Source organism: Variovorax sp. FW305-3-2-15-B-LB1, from assembly GCF_058787635.1.
Map to the genome: position 1 here is coordinate 37,071 of NZ_JBYSZY010000006.1, position 16,234 is coordinate 53,304.

Here is a 16,234-nt window from a genome sequence, read left to right on the forward strand (position 1 = left end):
CACTCTTTCTCAAGGAGATTCGCATGAACAAGGACACCATCGAAGGCAACTGGAAGCAGCTCAAGGGCAAGATCAAGGAGCAGTGGGGCAAGCTGACCGACGACGACTTCGACGTCATCGCCGGCAAGCGCGACCAGCTGCTGGGCCGCATCCAGGAACGCCACGGCATCAGCCGCGACGAGGCCGAGAAGCAGGTCAAGGACTGGGAATCTCGCGACGGCCGCTCGCCGGACGCACTCTGGTTCGAGAAGAACTGAGAAAGAAGCAGGCGCCCTGCGCCCTTCCCTTCTCTTTCCCTGTCATTCACCGCAAAGGACACACACCATGAAAAAACAACACTTCGTCATGCTCGCCCTCGCCTCCTCCTTCTTCGTCGCCGGCCAGGCCGGTGCGATGACCAAGGACGAGTACAAAGTCGCCAAGGAAAAGGTCGAGGCCGACTACAAGGTCGCCAAGGCCCAGTGCGACACGATGAAGGACAACGCCAAGGACGTCTGCCAGAAGGAAGCCAAGGGCAAGGAAGAAGTGGCCAAGGCCGAGCTGGAACAGCAGTACCAGCCGAGCGACAGCCATGCACGCAAGGTGGCCGAAGAGAAGGTGAAGGCTGCCTATGAAGTCGCGAAGGAAAAGTGCGACGACCAGAATGGCGCGGCCAAGGACGCTTGCGTGAAGCAGGCCAAGGCTGATGAAGCCCAGGGCAAGGCCGACATCAAGGCCATGAAGAAGACGATGTAAGCGGGGCTGCGGCCCCTCTCACGGACGGCGCCTGCGGGCGCCGTTTTTCATGGGCGAGCGCTCAGGTGCGCAGCGAATCGACCACCTGCTGCAGCGCCTCGGGCAATGGCACCGGCCTCTGCGTCGCGCGGTCGACGTACACATGCACGAAGTGCCCCTGCGCCGCGGCGGTGTCGGAACCCTCGGCGAACAGCGCGATCTCGTAGCGCACGCTCGATCGGCCCGCCTGCGCCACGCGGATGCCCGCCTCCACCGTCTGCGGGAAGGCCACCGGCGCGAAGTAGTTGCACTGCGTCTCGACCACGAAGCCGATGGTCTGGCCGCCATGGATGTCGAGCGCGCCGCGCTCGATGAGCAGCACGTTCACCGCGGTGTCGAACCAGCTGTAGTAGACGACGTTGTTGACGTGGCCGTACATGTCGTTGTCGGCCCACCGCGTCGGGATGCTGCGAAACGCCCGGTAGGCGCTGCGGGCGTGGGGCATGGGCTTGGGGGTTGAGGTGGGTGGTGTGGGGGCGCTCATCGCGCGGCATTTTGCCAGCGGCGCCAGTAATCGAGCGCCACCCGGAAGGTGCCCAGCTGCACCTGCACCGTCTCGGCGATGTCGCTGGCGTAGCCGCCGGCCATCGCGAAGGCCGTGGGAATGCGGCGCTGCCAGGTCCAGTCGAACACGCGGCGGTCGCGCGCCTCCAGCCCGTCGAAGCTCAGCTTGAGGCGGCCGAGCCGGTCGCGCTCGAAGGGGTCGGCGCCGGCCAGGTAGATCACGAGGCCGGGCGAGAAGCGGCGGTCGAGCTCGTCGAGCGCGTGCTCCAGCGCCGCCAGGTAGTCGGTGTCGCCGCAGCCGTCGGGCAGCTCCACGTCGAGGTCGCTCGCCTCCTTGCGGAACGGGAAGTTCTTCTGCCCGTGCACCGACAGCGTGAACACGCTCGGGTCGCCCTGGAAGATGCGGGCGGTGCCGTTGCCCTGATGCACGTCGAGGTCGATCATCGCCACCCTGAGCAGCCGGCCAACACGGGCCTGCTCGACCTGCATCAGCCGCGCCGCCACCGCCGCGTCGTTGAAAACGCAGAAGCCGCTGCCCTTGTCGGCGTAGGCGTGGTGCGTGCCGCCCGCCATGTTGGCCGCCACGCCGCCCGCGAAGGCGGCGCGGCAGGCGGCGATGGTGGCGCCGGTGGAACGGCGCGAGCGCTCGACCATCGCCTCGCTCCACGGAAAGCCGATCTCGCGCATGGCCTGCGGGCTCACGCGGCCTTCGCTGACGGCGGCGATCCATTCGGGGGTGTGGGCCAGCGCCAACTCGTCGTCGGTGGCGCGCGGGGCCGGGTCCATCTCGACGGCCGGCAGCTGCTCCTGCAGGCGATCGCGCAGCATCGCGTAGCGCGACATGGGAAAGCGGTGGCCCGGCGGCAGGGGCAGGACGAACTGCCCGGAATAGAAAGCACGCATGGCCGCATTCTGGCCGCGCAGGCCGGATTTAGAAGGCCGCTTCTAAATTGCTGCAGAGCAGCAAAAACCACTTGATCGCCTCGTTCAGCTGCCTATACTTGAGGCCATGCTGCACCGCAACATAGACGACGAGGCGCAGCGCAACGTGAATCGACCACCCCATCATCCTTTCTGGAGATCTCAAATGGCCCTGACCGCTGACCAAATCCTCGCCGCTCAAAAAGCAAACCTCGAAACCCTGTTCGGCCTGACCACCAAGGCTTTCGAAGGCGTTGAAAAGCTGGTCGAACTGAACGTGACCGCTTCCAAGGCCGCCCTGACCGAAGCCCAGAGCACCGCCCAGGCTGCCCTGAGCGTCAAGGACGCCCAAGAGCTGCTGACGCTGCAAGCCAGCCTGTTCCAGCCCCTGGCCGAAAAGACCGCTGCCTACAGCCGTCACCTGTACGACATCGCCCAAGGCACCAGCGCCGAATTCTCGAAGGCTTTCGAAGCCAAGGCCGCTGAAGCCCAGCAAGCCTTCGTCGGCCTCGTCGACAGCGCTTCCAAGAACGCCCCCGCCGGTTCGGAAACCGCCGTCGCCGTGCTCAAGAGCGCCGTGGCCGCCGCCAACAACGCTTTCGAATCGGTCCAGAAGGCCGTCAAGCAAGCGTCGGACGTCGCCGAAGCCAACTTCAACGCCGTGTCGACCCAAGCCGTCGCCGCTGCCAAGACGGCCACCGCTTCGCGCAAGCGCTAAGCACCGACCACCACCAGTTGTCTCCTTGGGTCCTCACGGATCCAATTCAGGGCCTCATCTTCGGATGAGGCCTTTTTTTTTGGCCGGCGGCCGTCTTCGATAATGCGGGTCTCATTTCAGGAGACTCTCAATGCAGATCGACGGCAAAGTTTTTATCGTGACCGGTGGCGCTTCGGGCCTCGGCGAAGGCACGGCGCGCATGCTGGCCGCCAACGGCGCCAAGGTGGTGATCGCCGACATGCAGGCTGACAAGGGCGAAGCCGTCGCCCGCGAGATCGGTGGCGTGTTCGTGAAGTGCGACGTGAGCCAGGAAGCCGACGGCCAGGCCGCCGTGGCCGCCGCGCTCAAGCTGGGCAAGCTGGTCGGCCTCGTGAACTGCGCCGGCATCGCGCCGGCCGAGAAGACCGTGGGCAAGAACGGCCCGCACGCGCTGGCCGTGTTCAGCAAGACCGTCACGGTCAACCTGATCGGCAGCTTCAACATGATCCGCCTGGCGGCCGACGCCATGGGCAAGAACGAGCCCGAAGCCACCGGCGAACGCGGCGTGCTGATCTCGACCGCCTCGGTCGCGGCCTACGACGGCCAGATCGGCCAGGCCGCCTACAGCGCCTCGAAGGGCGGCGTGGTCGGCATGACCCTGCCCATCGCCCGCGACCTCGCGCGCAGCGGCATCCGCAACATGACCATCGCCCCCGGCATCTTCGGCACGCCCATGCTGTTCGGCATGCCGCAGGAAGTGCAGGACGCGCTGGCCGCCAGCGTGCCCTTCCCCTCGCGCCTGGGCACGCCCGAGGACTACGCCAAGCTGGCCAAGCACATCATCGAGAACGACATGCTCAACGGCGAGGTGATTCGTCTGGACGGAGCGATTCGATTGGCCCCTCGCTGATCTCGGACGCCGGCGGCTTCGTGCTGCCGGTGCGGTCCAGGCGCTCGTAGTTCGCGATCACCTGGGCCCCGAGCAGCACCAGCATGGCGGCGATTTCCAGGCTCAGCAGCACCACGATCGCCGTGGTGAGCGAGCCGTAGACGATGTTCACCTGCGACAGCGTCGAGAAATACCAGATCAGCACGCGCCGCGTGGCCTCCCACAAGAGCGCAGCGGTCACGCCGCCCAGCAGCGCATGCCGCAGCGACATGCGCCCCGCCGGCATCACGAGGTAGAGCGAGGTCAGCATGAAGATCTCGCCGCCCAGCCCCAGCAGGTACAGCAGCAGGCCCGAAATGCCCGACAGCGACCAGCTGCGCCCCAGCAGGTCGACGCTTTCCTGCCCCACCAGCTGCAGCGCCCCCGACACCAGCGTGACCAGCAGCAGCCCCGCGCACAGGCTCAGGATGTAGAGGTACGGCATCGCCACCGACACCAGGAAGTGGCGCTTGTGATCGTCCTTGCGGTGGTGAAAGATCACCGCCATCGCGCTTTCGAGCACGCTGAACGCCAGCGAGCTGAAGAAGATCATCGTCACCAGCAGCACCGGCCCGAGCACCGAGCGGTGGTCCAGGAAACTCGACAGCTCGGCCACGATCGCTTTCGACTGCCCCGGCAGCAGCCATTCGAGGTAGCGCCCGATGGTGCGCAGCAGCTCGCCCTGGTCGATCACGTGCGACAGCGCCATCACGCTCACGATCAAGAGCGGCACGATGGACAGCAGCGCGTAGTACGCCACCGCCCCCGCCAGCAGCAGGCCCTGGTTGGCGCGAAAGTCCTTGAGCGCGCCCCAGACGAAGCGCAGCGGATGGCGCAGCAGCGGCGCGGCGTGTTGCAAAGGCAGTGGCGTCTTCATGCGTGATGTGGATTTGCGGCGGGGTTCAGTATGCCGCCCGTGCGCTTGCGTATGATTTGCCGCTCCCCGCAGCCATGACCATCCCCGCTTCATTCATCCAGGAACTCATCGCGCGCGCCGATGTGGTCGAAATCGTCGGCCGCTACGTCCAGCTCAAGAAGGCCGGCGCCAATTTCATGGGGCTGTGCCCCTTCCACGGCGAGAAGTCGCCCTCGTTCTCGGTCAGCCCGACCAAGCAGTTCTATCACTGCTTCGGTTGCGGCGTGCACGGCAACGCCATCGGCTTCCTCATGGAACATGCGGGCATGGGCTTCGTCGAGGCGGTGCACGACCTGGCCGGCCAGTACGGCCTGCAGGTGCCCGAGGACGACGTCTCGCCGGCCGAACGCGCCCGCGCCGCCAGCCAGCGCCAGAAGCAGGCCACGCTGACCGACGTGCTCGAGAAAGCCGGCGACGCCTACCGCAAGGCGCTGCGCCAGGCGCCCGGCGCCATCGACTACCTCAAGGGCCGCGGCGTGTCGGGCGAGATCGCCAAGCAGTTCGGCATCGGCTACGCGCCGGCCGGCTGGCGCGCGCTGGCCAGCGTGTTTCCCGACTACGACGATCCGCTGCTCGCCGAGAGCGGACTGGTGATCGTCAACAACGAGGAAGGCAAGCTCAGCGACGAGGAGGCCAAGCGCTACGACCGTTTCCGCGACCGCGTGATGTTCCCGATCCGCAACGTCAAGGGCGAGTGCATCGGCTTCGGCGGGCGCGTGCTCGGCGACGAAAAGCCCAAGTACCTGAACTCGCCCGAGACGCCCGTCTTCAGCAAGGGCCGCGAGCTCTACGGCCTGTACGAGGCACGCGCCGCCTTCCGCGACCGCGGCTACGCACTCGTCACCGAGGGCTACATGGACGTGGTGGCGCTGGCCCAGCTCGGTTTTCCGAACGCGGTGGCCACGCTGGGCACCGCCTGCACCACCGAGCATGTGCAAAAGCTCTTCCGCTTCACCGAATCGGTGGTGTTCAGCTTCGACGGCGACGCCGCCGGCCGCCGCGCCGCGCGCAAGGCGCTCGACGGCGCCCTGCCCTACGCCACCGACACGCGAAGCATCAAGTTCCTGTTCCTGCCGGCCGAACACGACCCCGACAGCTACATCCGCGCGCACGGCGCCGAGGCCTTCGCGGGCTTCGTGGCCGAGGCCACGCCGCTGTCGCGCTTCATGCTCGAAGCCGCCCGCGAAGGCTGCGACCTGAGCTCCGCCGAGGGCCGCGCCCACATGACGAGCAACGTGCGCCCGCTCTGGAGCGCGATGCCCGACGGCGCGCTCAAGCGGCAGCTGCTCAGCGAGATCGCCACGCTGGTCCAGCTCGACGCCGCGGCGCTGTCCGACCTGTGGGCCACGGCCGCGCCCGGCCCGCGCAAGGGCGCCGGTGCGCCGCCCCAGGCGCCGCAGCGCCACAGCGAGCCCGACAGCTACGGCAACGACCCGGGCGACTACTACCCGGACCTGCCGCCGACGCAGGACTATGAGCCGCCGCGCTATGAAAACGAGAGCAAACCCAAGTTCCAGCCGCGCAAGTTCACCAAGGGCAAGCGCTGGGGCGGCAAGTTCGAGGAACCCATCGAGCCGCTGCGCGGACGCGGCAAGCCGCCGAGCCGGCCCGACGTGGCGGTGCGGCTGGTGCTGTCGAACATGGCGCAGTGGGAGGCGCTGTCGCACGAGCTGCACGTGATGCTGTGCGACCTGCCGGGCGAGCACGGCGCCCTCTTCACCTGGCTGGACAGCCAGCTGCACGAGCATGGCGTGCAACCCTGGGCGGCGCTGCGCGAAGGCCTGCGCGGGCTCGATTTCGCGCCGCTGGCCGAGCGCCTCATGAGCGTCTCCGAGGCCGGGCCGGTGCCCGAGGGCGAGGAAGAACAGCACCTGGCCGAGGCCGCCAAGGAGCTGGGGAGCGTGCTCGACTTCATGCTCGACGACCGGCTCAAGGCCCAGCAGAGCGAGGCCATCGCTTCGGTTGGAAAAGACCCGAAAGCCCTGGAGCGCTACAAGGCGCTGGAAGCCCGCCGGCTCGAATTGCGCGACCGCATTCGCGCGTCGGGGACAGATACTGCTTGAAATTTGCGCAACAGGCTATAATGTAGGGCTTCGCAACTGGCGAAATTAGGCAAGAGCGACAGCAGCACCTCCGGGCCGACCCCTAGCGCAACGCACTCCAACGGTAAATTCCGGCGGAAAGGGTCAATAACCGCAAGGACTGCACACCAAATGTTCGCCCGACATCTTGCCTGGTGAGGAATTAATTCCTCGTTTCCCAATTGTTTTGTCCGTGCCTGTGCACGGGCATGGTGGTGCTGTCCGCGTGACAGCGCGCCTGTGATCCCGCTTGTCTTTTCTTGTCGTAACGAGGTCGTATGCCCAGTTCAAAGAAGCCTGCTCCTTCACTTGCCAAAAGCGCCAAAAGCGTCGCCACCAAGCCCGCAGCAGAGAAACCGCTGAAAGCCGGTGCCAAACCGGCAACCAAGACGGCTGCCGCCGCGTCCAAAACGGCAGCCGCAACGAAAGTGAAAACCGTGCCCACGAAATCGACCTCTCTCGACGATCCAAAAAAAGCCGCGGCCACTGCCACGGCTGCCCCCGCCGCCAAGAAAGTTGGCCGTCCGCCCAAGGCCGCCGGCGCTGCCGCCGCGCCCGCCACCGGCGCCAAGCGCGGGCGCAAGCCCAAGGCCGCCAAGGAAGCCGGCGAGAGCGACATCGACCTGTCGGACATCGAGGAAGACCTGGCCGGTGACGAGCCCGCGGCCGTCGCGACCACCGAAGAGAAGGTCAAGCCGCTGCGCATGAAGATCAGCAAGGCGAAGGAACGCGCCTTGATGAAGGAGTTCGGCCTCGACGAGACCGTGCTCTCCGAAGAAGACCTGGCCAAGCGCCGCTCGCGCCTGAAGACCCTGATCACGCTGGGCAAGACCCGCGGCTACCTCACGCACGGCGAAATCTCCGACCACTTGCCCGACAAGCTGGTCGACGCCGAGACCATGGAAGTCGTGGTCACCATGCTCAACGACATGGGCGTGGCTGTGTACGAGCAGACGCCCGACGCCGAGACCCTGCTGCTGAACAACACCGCGCCCACCGCCACCACGGTGGAAGAAGCCGAGGAAGAAGCCGAAGCGGCCCTGTCCACGGTGGACAGCGAATTCGGCCGCACCACCGACCCGGTCCGCATGTACATGCGCGAAATGGGCACGGTCGAGCTGCTGACGCGCGAAGGCGAAATCGAAATCGCCAAGCGCATCGAAGGCGGCCTGATGGCCATGATGGAAGCCATTTCGGCCTCCCCCGCCACCATCGCCGCGATCCTCGAAATGGCCGCGACCATCCGTGAAGGCAAGGTCGTCATCTCGACCATCGTGGACGGCTTCTCGAACCCCAACGAGGCCGACGACTACGTGGCCGAAGAAGACTTCGACGAATTCGACGAAGAAGACGACGACGACGGCAAGGGCGGCTCCAAGGCCCTGACCAAGAAGCTCGAAGAACTCAAGAACGAAGCCCTCTCGCGCTTCGACCGCATTGCCGAGATGTTCGAGAAGATCCACAAGATCTACGAGAAGGAAGGCTACGGCACGCCCGCTTACACCAAGGCCCAGCAGGCCGTGTCCGACGAGCTGATGACCATCCGCTTCACGGCCAAGACCATCGAGAAGCTGTGCGACCTGGTGCGCACGCAGGTGGACGACGTGCGCAAGAAGGAACGCGAACTGCGCCGCATCATCGTGGACAAGTGCGGCTTCCCGCAGGACGAGTTCATCCGCGACTTCAGCGGCTTCGACAAGAACGGCAACCGCATCGCCTCCAACCTGCTGAACCTCAAGTGGGTCGAGAAGCAGGCCGCGGCCGGCAAGCCCTGGAGCGCCGTGCTCGCGCGCAACATCCCGCCGGTGCAGGAACTGCAGCAGAAACTCACCGACATCCAGTCGCGCGTGGTGGTGCCGCTGACCGAGCTCAAGGACATCAACAAGCGCATGAACGAGGGCGAATCGTCCTCGCGCGATGCCAAGAAGGAAATGATCGAGGCCAACCTGCGCCTCGTGATCTCCATCGCCAAGAAGTACACCAACCGCGGCCTGCAGTTCCTGGACCTGATCCAGGAAGGCAACATCGGCCTGATGAAGGCGGTCGACAAGTTCGAATACCGCCGCGGCTACAAGTTCTCGACCTACGCGACGTGGTGGATCCGCCAGGCCATCACGCGCTCGATCGCCGACCAGGCGCGCACCATCCGCATCCCGGTGCACATGATCGAGACGATCAACAAGATGAACCGCATCTCGCGCCAGCACTTGCAGGAGTTCGGCTTCGAGCCCGACGCCGGCATCCTGGCCGCCAAGATGGAGATCCCGGAAGACAAGATCCGCAAGATCATGAAGATCGCGAAGGAGCCGATCTCGATGGAAACCCCCATCGGCGACGACGACGATTCGCACCTGGGCGACTTCATCGAGGACAGCAGCAACACGGCCCCCATCGAGGCCGCGATGCAAGCCGGCCTGCGCGACGTGGTCAAGGACATCCTCGACTCCCTCACGCCGCGCGAAGCCAAGGTGCTGCGCATGCGCTTCGGCATCGAGATGAGCACGGACCACACGCTGGAAGAAGTCGGCAAGCAGTTCGACGTGACCCGCGAACGCATCCGCCAGATCGAAGCCAAGGCGCTGCGCAAGCTGAAGCACCCGTCGCGTTCCGACAAGCTGCGCAGCTTCATCGACACCCTGTAATCCAGGTTCGCTGAAGCCCAAGCGCCCGCCTTGCCCCTCACCCGGGCGGCGGGCGTTCTCGTTTTTCCACCGACACACTACAAGTACAACGGAGCCGCCTTTCCATGAATCCCGACGCAGACAAACTCTGGCAGGCCCCACGCTGGGCGCTTGCCGTGCTGCTCGCCGTACTGGGCATGCTCGGGCCCTTCTCCATCGACACCTACATCCCGGCCTTCTCGGGCATCGCGAAATCGATCGGCGCAACGCCGGCCGAGATGCAGCAGACGCTGTCGGCCTACCTGTTCGGCTTCGCCTTCATGAACCTGTTCCACGGCGCGCTGTCGGACAGCTTCGGCCGCCGGCCGGTGGTGCTGTGGGGGCTGGCGGTGTTCACGCTGGCCTCGCTGGGTTGCGCGCTGTCGCAGAACATCACGCAGCTGGTGCTGTTCCGCGGCCTGCAGGGCCTGTCGACCGGTGCCGGCATCGTGGTGTCGCGCGCCGTCATCCGCGACATGTTCCCGCCGGCCGAGGCGCAGCGGGTGATGAGCCAGGTCACGATCTACTTCGGCGTGGCCCCGGCCATCGCACCCATCGTGGGCGGCTTCCTGTTCGTGCACGCGGGCTGGCACTCGATCTTCTGGTTCCTCGTGGCGGTGGGCGTGGTGCTGTTCGTCGCCAACTACAAGCTGCTGCCCGAGACGCTGCACAAGGACCACCGCCAGCCCTTCCAGGTGCGCCACCTGATGCGCGGCTACCGCGACCTGTGCTCCGACCCGCGCTTTCTGCTGCTGGCCTTCGCCAGCGGCGTGCCCTTCAACGGCATGTTCCTCTACGTGCTGGCCGCGCCCGCGTTCCTGGGCGACCACCTGTCGCTGCAGCCGCAGCAGTTCTTCTGGTTCTTCCTGCTGACCATCGGCGGCATCATGCTCGGCGCGCGCGCCAGCGGCCGCATGGCCGGCAAGGTCGCGCCCAAGCGGCAGATCCGCGACGGCTTCCTGATCATGATGGTCACCTCGGTGGTCAACGTGGTGGCCAACATCTTCTTCCAGGCACATGTGGCCTGGGCCGTGTGGCCGCTGGCGGTGTTCGCCTTCGGCTGGGCGCTGATGGTGCCGGTGGTCACGCTGCTCGTGCTCGACCTGCACCCCGAGCGCCGCGGCATGGCCTCGTCGCTGCAGGCCGTGATCGGCTCCACCGCCAACGGCGTCGTGGCCGGCGCGGTGGCGCCGCTGGTGATGCACTCCACGCTGGCACTGGCCCTCACCTCCGCGCTGATGCTCACGATCGGGCTGGTCGCCTGGGTCTGGCTGCATCACCGCTGGCCCGACATCGGGCGTCGGGTGGCGCACGAAGAAGCCTGAGGGGGACGGGGGATGCGATTCGCCGCACTGTGGACTTATCTGCGCGCCTGGCTCCCGGGCCCTTCCAACGTCAATGCGCGCGAGCGCCTGCGCGCCGTGGGCGGCGCAGGCATCGGGCTGCTGATCACCGGCCTGCTGTGCCGCTGGCTGGCCGTCCCGCTGGAACATGCGGTGTGGCTGGTCGCGCCGATGGGCGCCACCGCCGTGCTGGTGTTCGCCGTGCCCGCCAGCCCGCTGGCGCAGCCCTGGTCGGTGATCGGCGGCAACACGCTGTCGACACTGGTGGGCATCGCCTGCGCCAGCTGGATTCCCGACACCGCCGTGGCCGCTGCCGTGGCCGTGGCGCTGGCCATCGGCCTGATGTTCTTCACGCGCTGCCTGCACCCGCCCGGCGGCGCGGCAGCGCTGCTGGCGGTGCTCACGCACACCACCGACTTCTCGGCGGCGCTGTTCCCGGTGCTCGTGAACTCGCTGCTGCTGGTGCTGGCCGGCGTGGCCTACAACACGCTCACGGGGCGGCGCTATCCGCACGTGCAGGTGGCGCGCCCGCCCTCGCCCGACGCACGCTTCAGCCAGGCCGACATCGACGCCGTGCTGGCGCGCTACAACCAGGTGCTCGACATCAGCCGCGACGACCTCGAGTCGCTGATCCAGCAGACCGAGCTCGAGTCGTACAAGCGCCGCCTGGGCACGCTGCACTGCGCCGACATCATGTCGCGCACGCCGATCTCGGTGGAGTTCGGCACGCCGCTGCAGGAAGCCTGGACGCTGATGCACCAGCACCGCATCAAGGCGCTCCCGGTGACCGACCGCACGCGCCGCGTGGTCGGCATCGTCACGCAGGCCGACTTCTTCCGCCAGCTCGACCTGCAGCACCACGACGGCATCGCCGGCCGGCTGCGCGACCTGATCCGCGCCACGCGCACGGTGATGTCGAACAAGCCCGAGGTGGTCGGCCAGATCATGACGCGCCAGGTGCGCGCGGCCAGCGCCGACAGGCCGGTGGTCGAGCTGGTGCCGCTGTTCTCCGAAGGCGGGCATCACCACATTCCGATCATCGATGAAGAGAAGCGGCTGACGGGGATGATCACGCAGTCGGATTTCGTGCGGGCGCTGTACCGCGCGGTGAGCCCGGCGTAGCGTCCGCACGTCGCCTCCCCCTTCTCGCGAAGGGGAAGGCGCAAGGCTTCACTCCAGCACCACGTTCGCCTTCTTCACCAGCGCCGCATAGCGCGCGGCCTCGCTGCGGAAGTAGCTCGCCGCCTGCTCGGGCGACGTGGGCTTGACGATGTTGCCCTGCTTGTCCATCGCCTCGCGCACCTCGGGCGCGGCAAAGGCGGCCACGATGGCCTCGTGCACGCGCTTGACGTCGGCCGGCTGCATCTTCGGCGGACCGATCACCGCGAACCAGCCTTCGACCGCGTAGTTCGGCAGCCCCTGCTCCGCGATCGTCGCAATCTCGGGCGCGGCCGGTGAGCGCGCCGGGCCGCACAGGCCGATGGCGCGCAGTGCGCCGCTCTTCAGATGCGGCTGCACCGCCGGCAGCGCGACCACGCCCATCTCGACCTGCCCCGCGATCATGTCGGTCACCATCGGCCCGGTGCCCTTGTACGGAATGTGCCGTGCCTTCACGCCGGCCTCGTCCATGAACATCTCGCCCGCGAGGTGGATGATGGTGCCGTTGCCCGACGAGGCGTAGTTGTAGCCCTCGGGTTTCGCGCGCAGCAGCGCCACCAGCTCCTTCACGTTCTTCGCCGGCAGCTTCGGGTTCACGGCCAGCACCAGCGGCGTGGCGCCCACCACGCTGATGGGCGTGATGTCGGCGATGGCGTCGAAAGGCATCTTCTTGAACACGCTCGGGTTGATCACGTGGTTGTTCGACACCATGCCGAGCGTGAACCCGTCGGGCGGGGCCTTGATCACGGCCGAGGTGCCGGTGATGCCGCCGGCGCCCGGCAGGTTCTCGATCACCACCGGCTGGCCCAGCGCCTTGCCGAGCGCGACCGAGGCGGCGCGCGCGATGGCGTCCACGCCCGAGCCCGCGCTGATCGGCAGGATGAAGCGCACGGGCTTGTCGCCGCCCTGCGCGAACACCGGGCGGGCGGCCGACAGCACGACCGCCGACGCCCCCAGGCCGAGCAACGCACGGCGGTTGAATGAAGAAGAGGAAAACGGAATCGGGCTCATGGGTCTTGTCTCTCTTTGTCTTTGTCGGTGCTTGAAGGATCAGGCCACGGCCGCTTCGGCGTGCAGCGCCTCGACCTGTTCGTGCGCATAGCCCAGCTCGGCCAGCAGCGCACGCGTGTGCTCGCCCAGCGTCGGCGGATGCAGGCGCACGCCCAGCCGCTCGCCGCCGAGCGTGATCGGGAACAGCGTGGTCTGCGCCATCTCGCCGGCCCGCTCGCCATCGGGCAGCCGGATGTCGGCGAGGCCGCCGGTGGCCTGCAGGTGCGGATCGGCATACAGGTCTTCGGGCCGCGTGATCGGCGCGAACGGCAGGCCGCGCGCCTCGAAGATCGCCGACAGCTCGGCGGCCGAACGGTCGGCCAGGCGGGTGCGCAGCGCGGCCAGCAAGGTCGGGCGCAGGCGCACGCGGTCGTTGTTGGTCTGCAAGGTGACGTCGGCCTTCAGGTCGTCGAAACCCAGCGCGTCGCAGAAGGTCTTCCACTGCGCGTCGCTCACGGCCGCCAGGAAGATCTGCTCGCCGTCCTTCACGGTGAACACGTCGTACAGCGCCCAGGCCGAGATGCGCTCGGGCATCGGCGCGGCCGCCTGCCCCGTGATCGCGTACTGCAGCATGTGCTGGCCGACCAGGAACACGTTGTTCTCGAACAGCGCCGACTGCACTTCCTGCCCCCGGCCGGTTTCGGCGCGCTGCATCAGCGCGGCGATGGCGCCGATGGCGCCGAACATGCCGCCCATGATGTCGTTCACGCTGCTGCCCGCACGCAGCGGATCGCCGGGGCGCCCCGTCATGTAGGCGAGCCCGCCCATCATCTGCACCACCTCGTCCAGCGCGGTGCGGTGCTCGTACGGGCCGGGCAGGAAGCCCGTGTGGTTCACGTACACGAGGCGCGGATTGAGCTTGCCCAGCGCGGCGTAGCCCAGGCCGTACTTGTCCATCGTGCCGGGGCGGAAGTTCTGCGCCACCACGTCGGCCGTGGCGCACAGGCGCAGCGCGGCCTCGAGCCCCTGCGGATGGCGCAGGTCGAGCGCGATGCTCTTCTTGTTGCGGTTGAACATCGGGAAGAAGCCCGCGCCCGCGCCCAGCAGGTGCCGCGTGCGGTCGCCGTCGATGGGCTCGACCTTGATGACCTCGGCGCCCAGGTCGGCCAGCACCATGCCGCAGGTCGGCCCCATGACCATGTGCGTGAACTCGACCACGCGGATGCCCGCGAGCGGCAGGCGTTTGGCTTCGGTACTCATGCGGCGACGCCTTCCGCCGGCGCAAAGGTCTTCGGAAAGCCCGCGCGCCACACCGTGCCCTGCAGCGTCTCGCCGTCGAGCCAGCCGGCCACACGCTTCCTCAGATCGAGCAGCTTCGACAGATCGACACCCGTCTGCACGCCCATGCTCTCGAGCATGAAGACGAGGTCTTCGGTGTCGACATTGCCGCTCGCGCCCGGCGCATGCGGACAGCCGCCGATGCCGGCCAGGCAGGCGTCGAAGCGCGTGATGCCGACCTCCAGCGCGGCGTAGACATTGGCCAGGCCCAGCCCGCGCGTGTCGTGGAAATGCCCGCACCACAGGCGGTCGCCCGCGATGCGCAATGCGCGCTCGAACAGGCTGCGCACCATGGCCGGATCGGCGTAGCCCACCGTGTCGGCCAGGCTCACGCGGTCGGCGCCGGCGTCGAGCAGCGCCTGCATCAGGCGCAGCACCTCGTCGGGGTCGACATGGCCCTGGATCGTGCAACCGAAGGCCGTGCCCACGCCACCGTCGATCAGCGTCTTCGAGCCCGCCGCGTCGCGCGCCGCGCGGATGCGGCCGACCTCGGCCACCACCTCGTCGGGCGTCTTGCGCAGGTTGGCCAGGCTGTGCGCGTGGCTGGCCGACAGCGGCACCATCATCAGGTCGGCCTCGCCCGCGATGGCGCGCTCGGCGCCCTTCAGGTTGGGCACCAGCACCGAGGCAAAGAGCCCCGGCAGCGTCTTCGCATACGCCAGCAGCTCGGCCGTGTCGGCCAGCTGCGGCAGCAGGTGCGCCGGCACGAACGAGCCGACCTCGATCTCGCGCTGGCCGGCCGCGTGCGCGTCGCGGAGCCATTCGAGCTTGCGTGCGGTGGGCAGCACGCGGGCGATGCTTTGCAGGCCGTCGCGCAGGCCCACTTCGCGGACGACCGCGCGCGGCGGCAGGAAGGCGTGAATCAAGAGGGTGTCTCCGTCGTGAGGGAATGACGCCGATCGTAGAAGTTCCGATTCAGTCCTGAAGGTATATTTTGGAAGCCGTTTGCTTCCTGATTGGAACTTCATGAGAGACCTCGACCTGACCACCCTGCGCCTGTTCGTCGCCGTCTGCGACAGCCGCAGCATCGCGCGCGCGGGCGAGCAGGCCAACATCGTCGGCTCGGCGATCAGCAAGCGCCTGGCCCAGCTCGAAGACACGGTCGGCACGCCGCTGCTGCTGCGCAAGCGCCGCGGCGTGGTGCCCACGCCGGCCGGCGAAACGCTGCTCGAACACGCGCGCGCCATGCTCGGCAGCGCCACCCGCATCGAGCACGACATGGCCGCCTACGCGGGCGGCGCGCGCGGGCATGTGCGCATCCTGGCGTCCGCGTCGGTCATGGCCGAATCGCTCGCCGAGGACGTGGCCGGCTTCCTGCAGGACCCGGCGCACCGCAACATCCGCGTCGACATGGAAGAGCGCGTGAGCCCCGAGATCGTGCGCGGCATCCGCGAGGGCATCGCGTCCATCGGCCTGTGCTGGGACGCGGCCGACCTCGACGGGCTGGAGCGGCGCGACTACCGCTCGGACCACCTGGCCATCGTGGCCCACCCGTCGCACCCCGTGGCCCGCCACGACGCGGTGCGCTTCGAGCAGGTGCTCGACCACGAATTCGTCGGCATGCCCGCGCTCAGCGCCGTGCAGTTGATGCTCGCGCGCGAGGCGGCCGTGGCCGGCAAGCCGCTCGTGTACCGCGTGCTGGTGTCCAACTTCGATGCGGCGCTGCGCGTGGTGCGCGCCGGGCTGGCCATCAGCGTCGTGCCGGCGGAGGTCGCCCGGCCGTTCACCGAGGCCTTCGGGCTGCGGCTGATGCCGCTCACCGACGACTGGGCGCGCCGGCGCTTCGCGATCTGCTTTCGCAGCGAGGCGGCGCTGTCGCCCTCGGCGCAGCTGCTGGTCGCGCACCTCGAGCGCTGCGCCACGGACCGCGCGGAAGCCGCCTGATTCGTCCGATATCAGAAACGATCCATTGTGCTGGCGGTGG

General features: G+C 67.6%; 16 protein-coding genes. 9 read left to right on the top strand and 7 right to left on the bottom strand.

Going from position 1 to position 16,234, the window contains the following annotated elements; all coding sequences use genetic code 11:
• The first annotated feature begins 23 nt into the window (after positions 1 to 23).
• Entirely contained in the window at positions 24 to 257 is a 234-nt protein-coding gene (locus AC3WQR_RS05595; RefSeq protein ID WP_095950977.1) for a CsbD family protein, read from the top strand.
• Positions 258 to 324: 67 nt separating this feature from the next.
• A complete protein-coding gene (locus AC3WQR_RS05600; RefSeq protein WP_492741372.1) occupies positions 325 to 735 on the top strand; it encodes a hypothetical protein in 411 nt (136 codons plus the stop codon).
• Between the two features lie 61 nt (positions 736 to 796).
• On the opposite strand, the gene AC3WQR_RS05605 is transcribed toward AC3WQR_RS05600, so the two are convergent.
• Both AC3WQR_RS05605 and AC3WQR_RS05610 read right to left on the bottom strand, forming a co-directional pair.
• Positions 797 to 1,258, bottom strand: coding sequence for an acyl-CoA thioesterase (locus AC3WQR_RS05605; protein WP_492741373.1), 462 nt, complete (start codon positions 1,256 to 1,258; stop codon positions 797 to 799).
• Positions 1,255 to 2,181 (bottom strand): histone deacetylase family protein, encoded by a 927-nt coding sequence (locus tag AC3WQR_RS05610; RefSeq protein ID WP_492741374.1) that lies wholly within the window; start codon positions 2,179 to 2,181, stop codon positions 1,255 to 1,257. Before AC3WQR_RS05610 ends, AC3WQR_RS05605 begins: the two co-directional genes overlap by 4 nt.
• A gap of 184 nt (positions 2,182 to 2,365) precedes the next feature.
• Here AC3WQR_RS05610 and AC3WQR_RS05615 point away from each other — a divergent pair, with 184 nt between their 5' ends.
• Positions 2,366 to 2,917, top strand: coding sequence for a phasin family protein (locus tag AC3WQR_RS05615; RefSeq protein WP_062470565.1), 552 nt, complete (start codon positions 2,366 to 2,368; stop codon positions 2,915 to 2,917).
• Between the two features lie 130 nt (positions 2,918 to 3,047).
• Positions 3,048 to 3,806, top strand: coding sequence for a 3-hydroxyacyl-CoA dehydrogenase (locus AC3WQR_RS05620; RefSeq protein ID WP_056590186.1), 759 nt, complete (start codon positions 3,048 to 3,050; stop codon positions 3,804 to 3,806).
• Here the strand turns inward: AC3WQR_RS05620 and AC3WQR_RS05625 are convergent.
• Positions 3,754 to 4,701, bottom strand: coding sequence for a YihY/virulence factor BrkB family protein (locus tag AC3WQR_RS05625; RefSeq protein ID WP_369632161.1), 948 nt, complete (start codon positions 4,699 to 4,701; stop codon positions 3,754 to 3,756). The two genes, AC3WQR_RS05620 and AC3WQR_RS05625, sit on opposite strands and share 53 nt — an antisense overlap.
• A 74-nt stretch (positions 4,702 to 4,775) precedes the next feature.
• Here AC3WQR_RS05625 and dnaG point away from each other — a divergent pair, with 74 nt between their 5' ends.
• The gene (gene dnaG / locus AC3WQR_RS05630) at positions 4,776 to 6,803 is read left to right on the top strand and encodes a DNA primase (RefSeq protein WP_492741375.1); all 2,028 of its coding nucleotides are present in this window, start codon (positions 4,776 to 4,778) and stop codon (positions 6,801 to 6,803) included.
• 181 nt (positions 6,804 to 6,984) lie between these two features.
• Here dnaG and AC3WQR_RS05635 read toward each other — a convergent pair whose 3' ends face one another.
• The gene (locus AC3WQR_RS05635; protein WP_369632159.1) at positions 6,985 to 7,266 is read right to left on the bottom strand and encodes a hypothetical protein; all 282 of its coding nucleotides are present in this window, start codon (positions 7,264 to 7,266) and stop codon (positions 6,985 to 6,987) included.
• On the opposite strand from AC3WQR_RS05635, the gene rpoD reads away from it, so the two are divergent.
• The 3 genes from rpoD (at position 7,259) to AC3WQR_RS05650 (ending at position 11,946) form a co-directional block, all read left to right on the top strand.
• Positions 7,259 to 9,463 (top strand): RNA polymerase sigma factor RpoD, encoded by a 2,205-nt coding sequence (gene rpoD, locus AC3WQR_RS05640; protein WP_254668039.1) that lies wholly within the window; start codon positions 7,259 to 7,261, stop codon positions 9,461 to 9,463. The two genes, AC3WQR_RS05635 and rpoD, sit on opposite strands and share 8 nt — an antisense overlap.
• A gap of 104 nt (positions 9,464 to 9,567) precedes the next feature.
• Positions 9,568 to 10,806: a multidrug effflux MFS transporter gene (locus tag AC3WQR_RS05645; RefSeq protein ID WP_447742935.1), complete on the top strand. Its 1,239-nt coding sequence runs from the start codon at positions 9,568 to 9,570 to the stop codon at positions 10,804 to 10,806.
• A gap of 12 nt (positions 10,807 to 10,818) precedes the next feature.
• Complete coding sequence (locus AC3WQR_RS05650) at positions 10,819 to 11,946, top strand: HPP family protein (RefSeq protein WP_492741376.1); 1,128 nt, start codon at positions 10,819 to 10,821, stop codon at positions 11,944 to 11,946.
• Positions 11,947 to 11,994: 48 nt separating this feature from the next.
• On the opposite strand, the gene AC3WQR_RS05655 is transcribed toward AC3WQR_RS05650, so the two are convergent.
• From AC3WQR_RS05655 to AC3WQR_RS05665, 3 genes are read right to left on the bottom strand one after another with little or no spacing between them, the layout of a single operon-like run.
• Positions 11,995 to 12,993 (bottom strand): Bug family tripartite tricarboxylate transporter substrate binding protein, encoded by a 999-nt coding sequence (locus AC3WQR_RS05655; protein ID WP_095950667.1) that lies wholly within the window; start codon positions 12,991 to 12,993, stop codon positions 11,995 to 11,997.
• 39 nt (positions 12,994 to 13,032) lie between these two features.
• Entirely contained in the window at positions 13,033 to 14,232 is a 1,200-nt protein-coding gene (locus AC3WQR_RS05660; protein WP_492741377.1) for a CaiB/BaiF CoA transferase family protein, read from the bottom strand.
• Entirely contained in the window at positions 14,229 to 15,176 is a 948-nt protein-coding gene (locus AC3WQR_RS05665) for a hydroxymethylglutaryl-CoA lyase (RefSeq protein WP_492741378.1), read from the bottom strand. The genes AC3WQR_RS05660 and AC3WQR_RS05665 overlap by 4 nt, the downstream gene beginning before the upstream one ends.
• 100 nt (positions 15,177 to 15,276) lie before the next feature.
• Between AC3WQR_RS05665 and AC3WQR_RS05670 the strand changes: the two genes are divergently transcribed.
• On the top strand, positions 15,277 to 16,194 hold the full coding sequence (locus tag AC3WQR_RS05670; RefSeq protein WP_492741379.1) for a LysR family transcriptional regulator: 918 nt from the start codon (positions 15,277 to 15,279) through the stop codon (positions 16,192 to 16,194).
• Positions 16,195 to 16,234: the final 40 nt, after the last annotated feature.

Bases quoted from the DNA above. Each gene is read 5' to 3' on its own strand.
- AC3WQR_RS05595 (WP_095950977.1), top strand. From the start codon at position 24: ATGAACAAGGACACCATCGAAGGCAACTGGAAGCAGCTCAAGGGCAAG.
- AC3WQR_RS05600 (WP_492741372.1), top strand. From the start codon at position 325: ATGAAAAAACAACACTTCGTCATGCTCGCCCTCGCCTCCTCCTTCTTC.
- AC3WQR_RS05605 (WP_492741373.1), bottom strand. From the start codon at position 1,258: ATGAGCGCCCCCACACCACCCACCTCAACCCCCAAGCCCATGCCCCAC.
- AC3WQR_RS05610 (WP_492741374.1), bottom strand. From the start codon at position 2,181: ATGCGTGCTTTCTATTCCGGGCAGTTCGTCCTGCCCCTGCCGCCGGGC.
- AC3WQR_RS05615 (WP_062470565.1), top strand. From the start codon at position 2,366: ATGGCCCTGACCGCTGACCAAATCCTCGCCGCTCAAAAAGCAAACCTC.
- AC3WQR_RS05620 (WP_056590186.1), top strand. From the start codon at position 3,048: ATGCAGATCGACGGCAAAGTTTTTATCGTGACCGGTGGCGCTTCGGGC.
- AC3WQR_RS05625 (WP_369632161.1), bottom strand. From the start codon at position 4,701: ATGAAGACGCCACTGCCTTTGCAACACGCCGCGCCGCTGCTGCGCCAT.
- dnaG (WP_492741375.1), top strand. From the start codon at position 4,776: ATGACCATCCCCGCTTCATTCATCCAGGAACTCATCGCGCGCGCCGAT.
- AC3WQR_RS05645 (WP_447742935.1), top strand. From the start codon at position 9,568: ATGAATCCCGACGCAGACAAACTCTGGCAGGCCCCACGCTGGGCGCTT.
- AC3WQR_RS05650 (WP_492741376.1), top strand. From the start codon at position 10,819: ATGCGATTCGCCGCACTGTGGACTTATCTGCGCGCCTGGCTCCCGGGC.
- AC3WQR_RS05655 (WP_095950667.1), bottom strand. From the start codon at position 12,993: ATGAGCCCGATTCCGTTTTCCTCTTCTTCATTCAACCGCCGTGCGTTG.
- AC3WQR_RS05660 (WP_492741377.1), bottom strand. From the start codon at position 14,232: ATGAGTACCGAAGCCAAACGCCTGCCGCTCGCGGGCATCCGCGTGGTC.
- AC3WQR_RS05670 (WP_492741379.1), top strand. From the start codon at position 15,277: ATGAGAGACCTCGACCTGACCACCCTGCGCCTGTTCGTCGCCGTCTGC.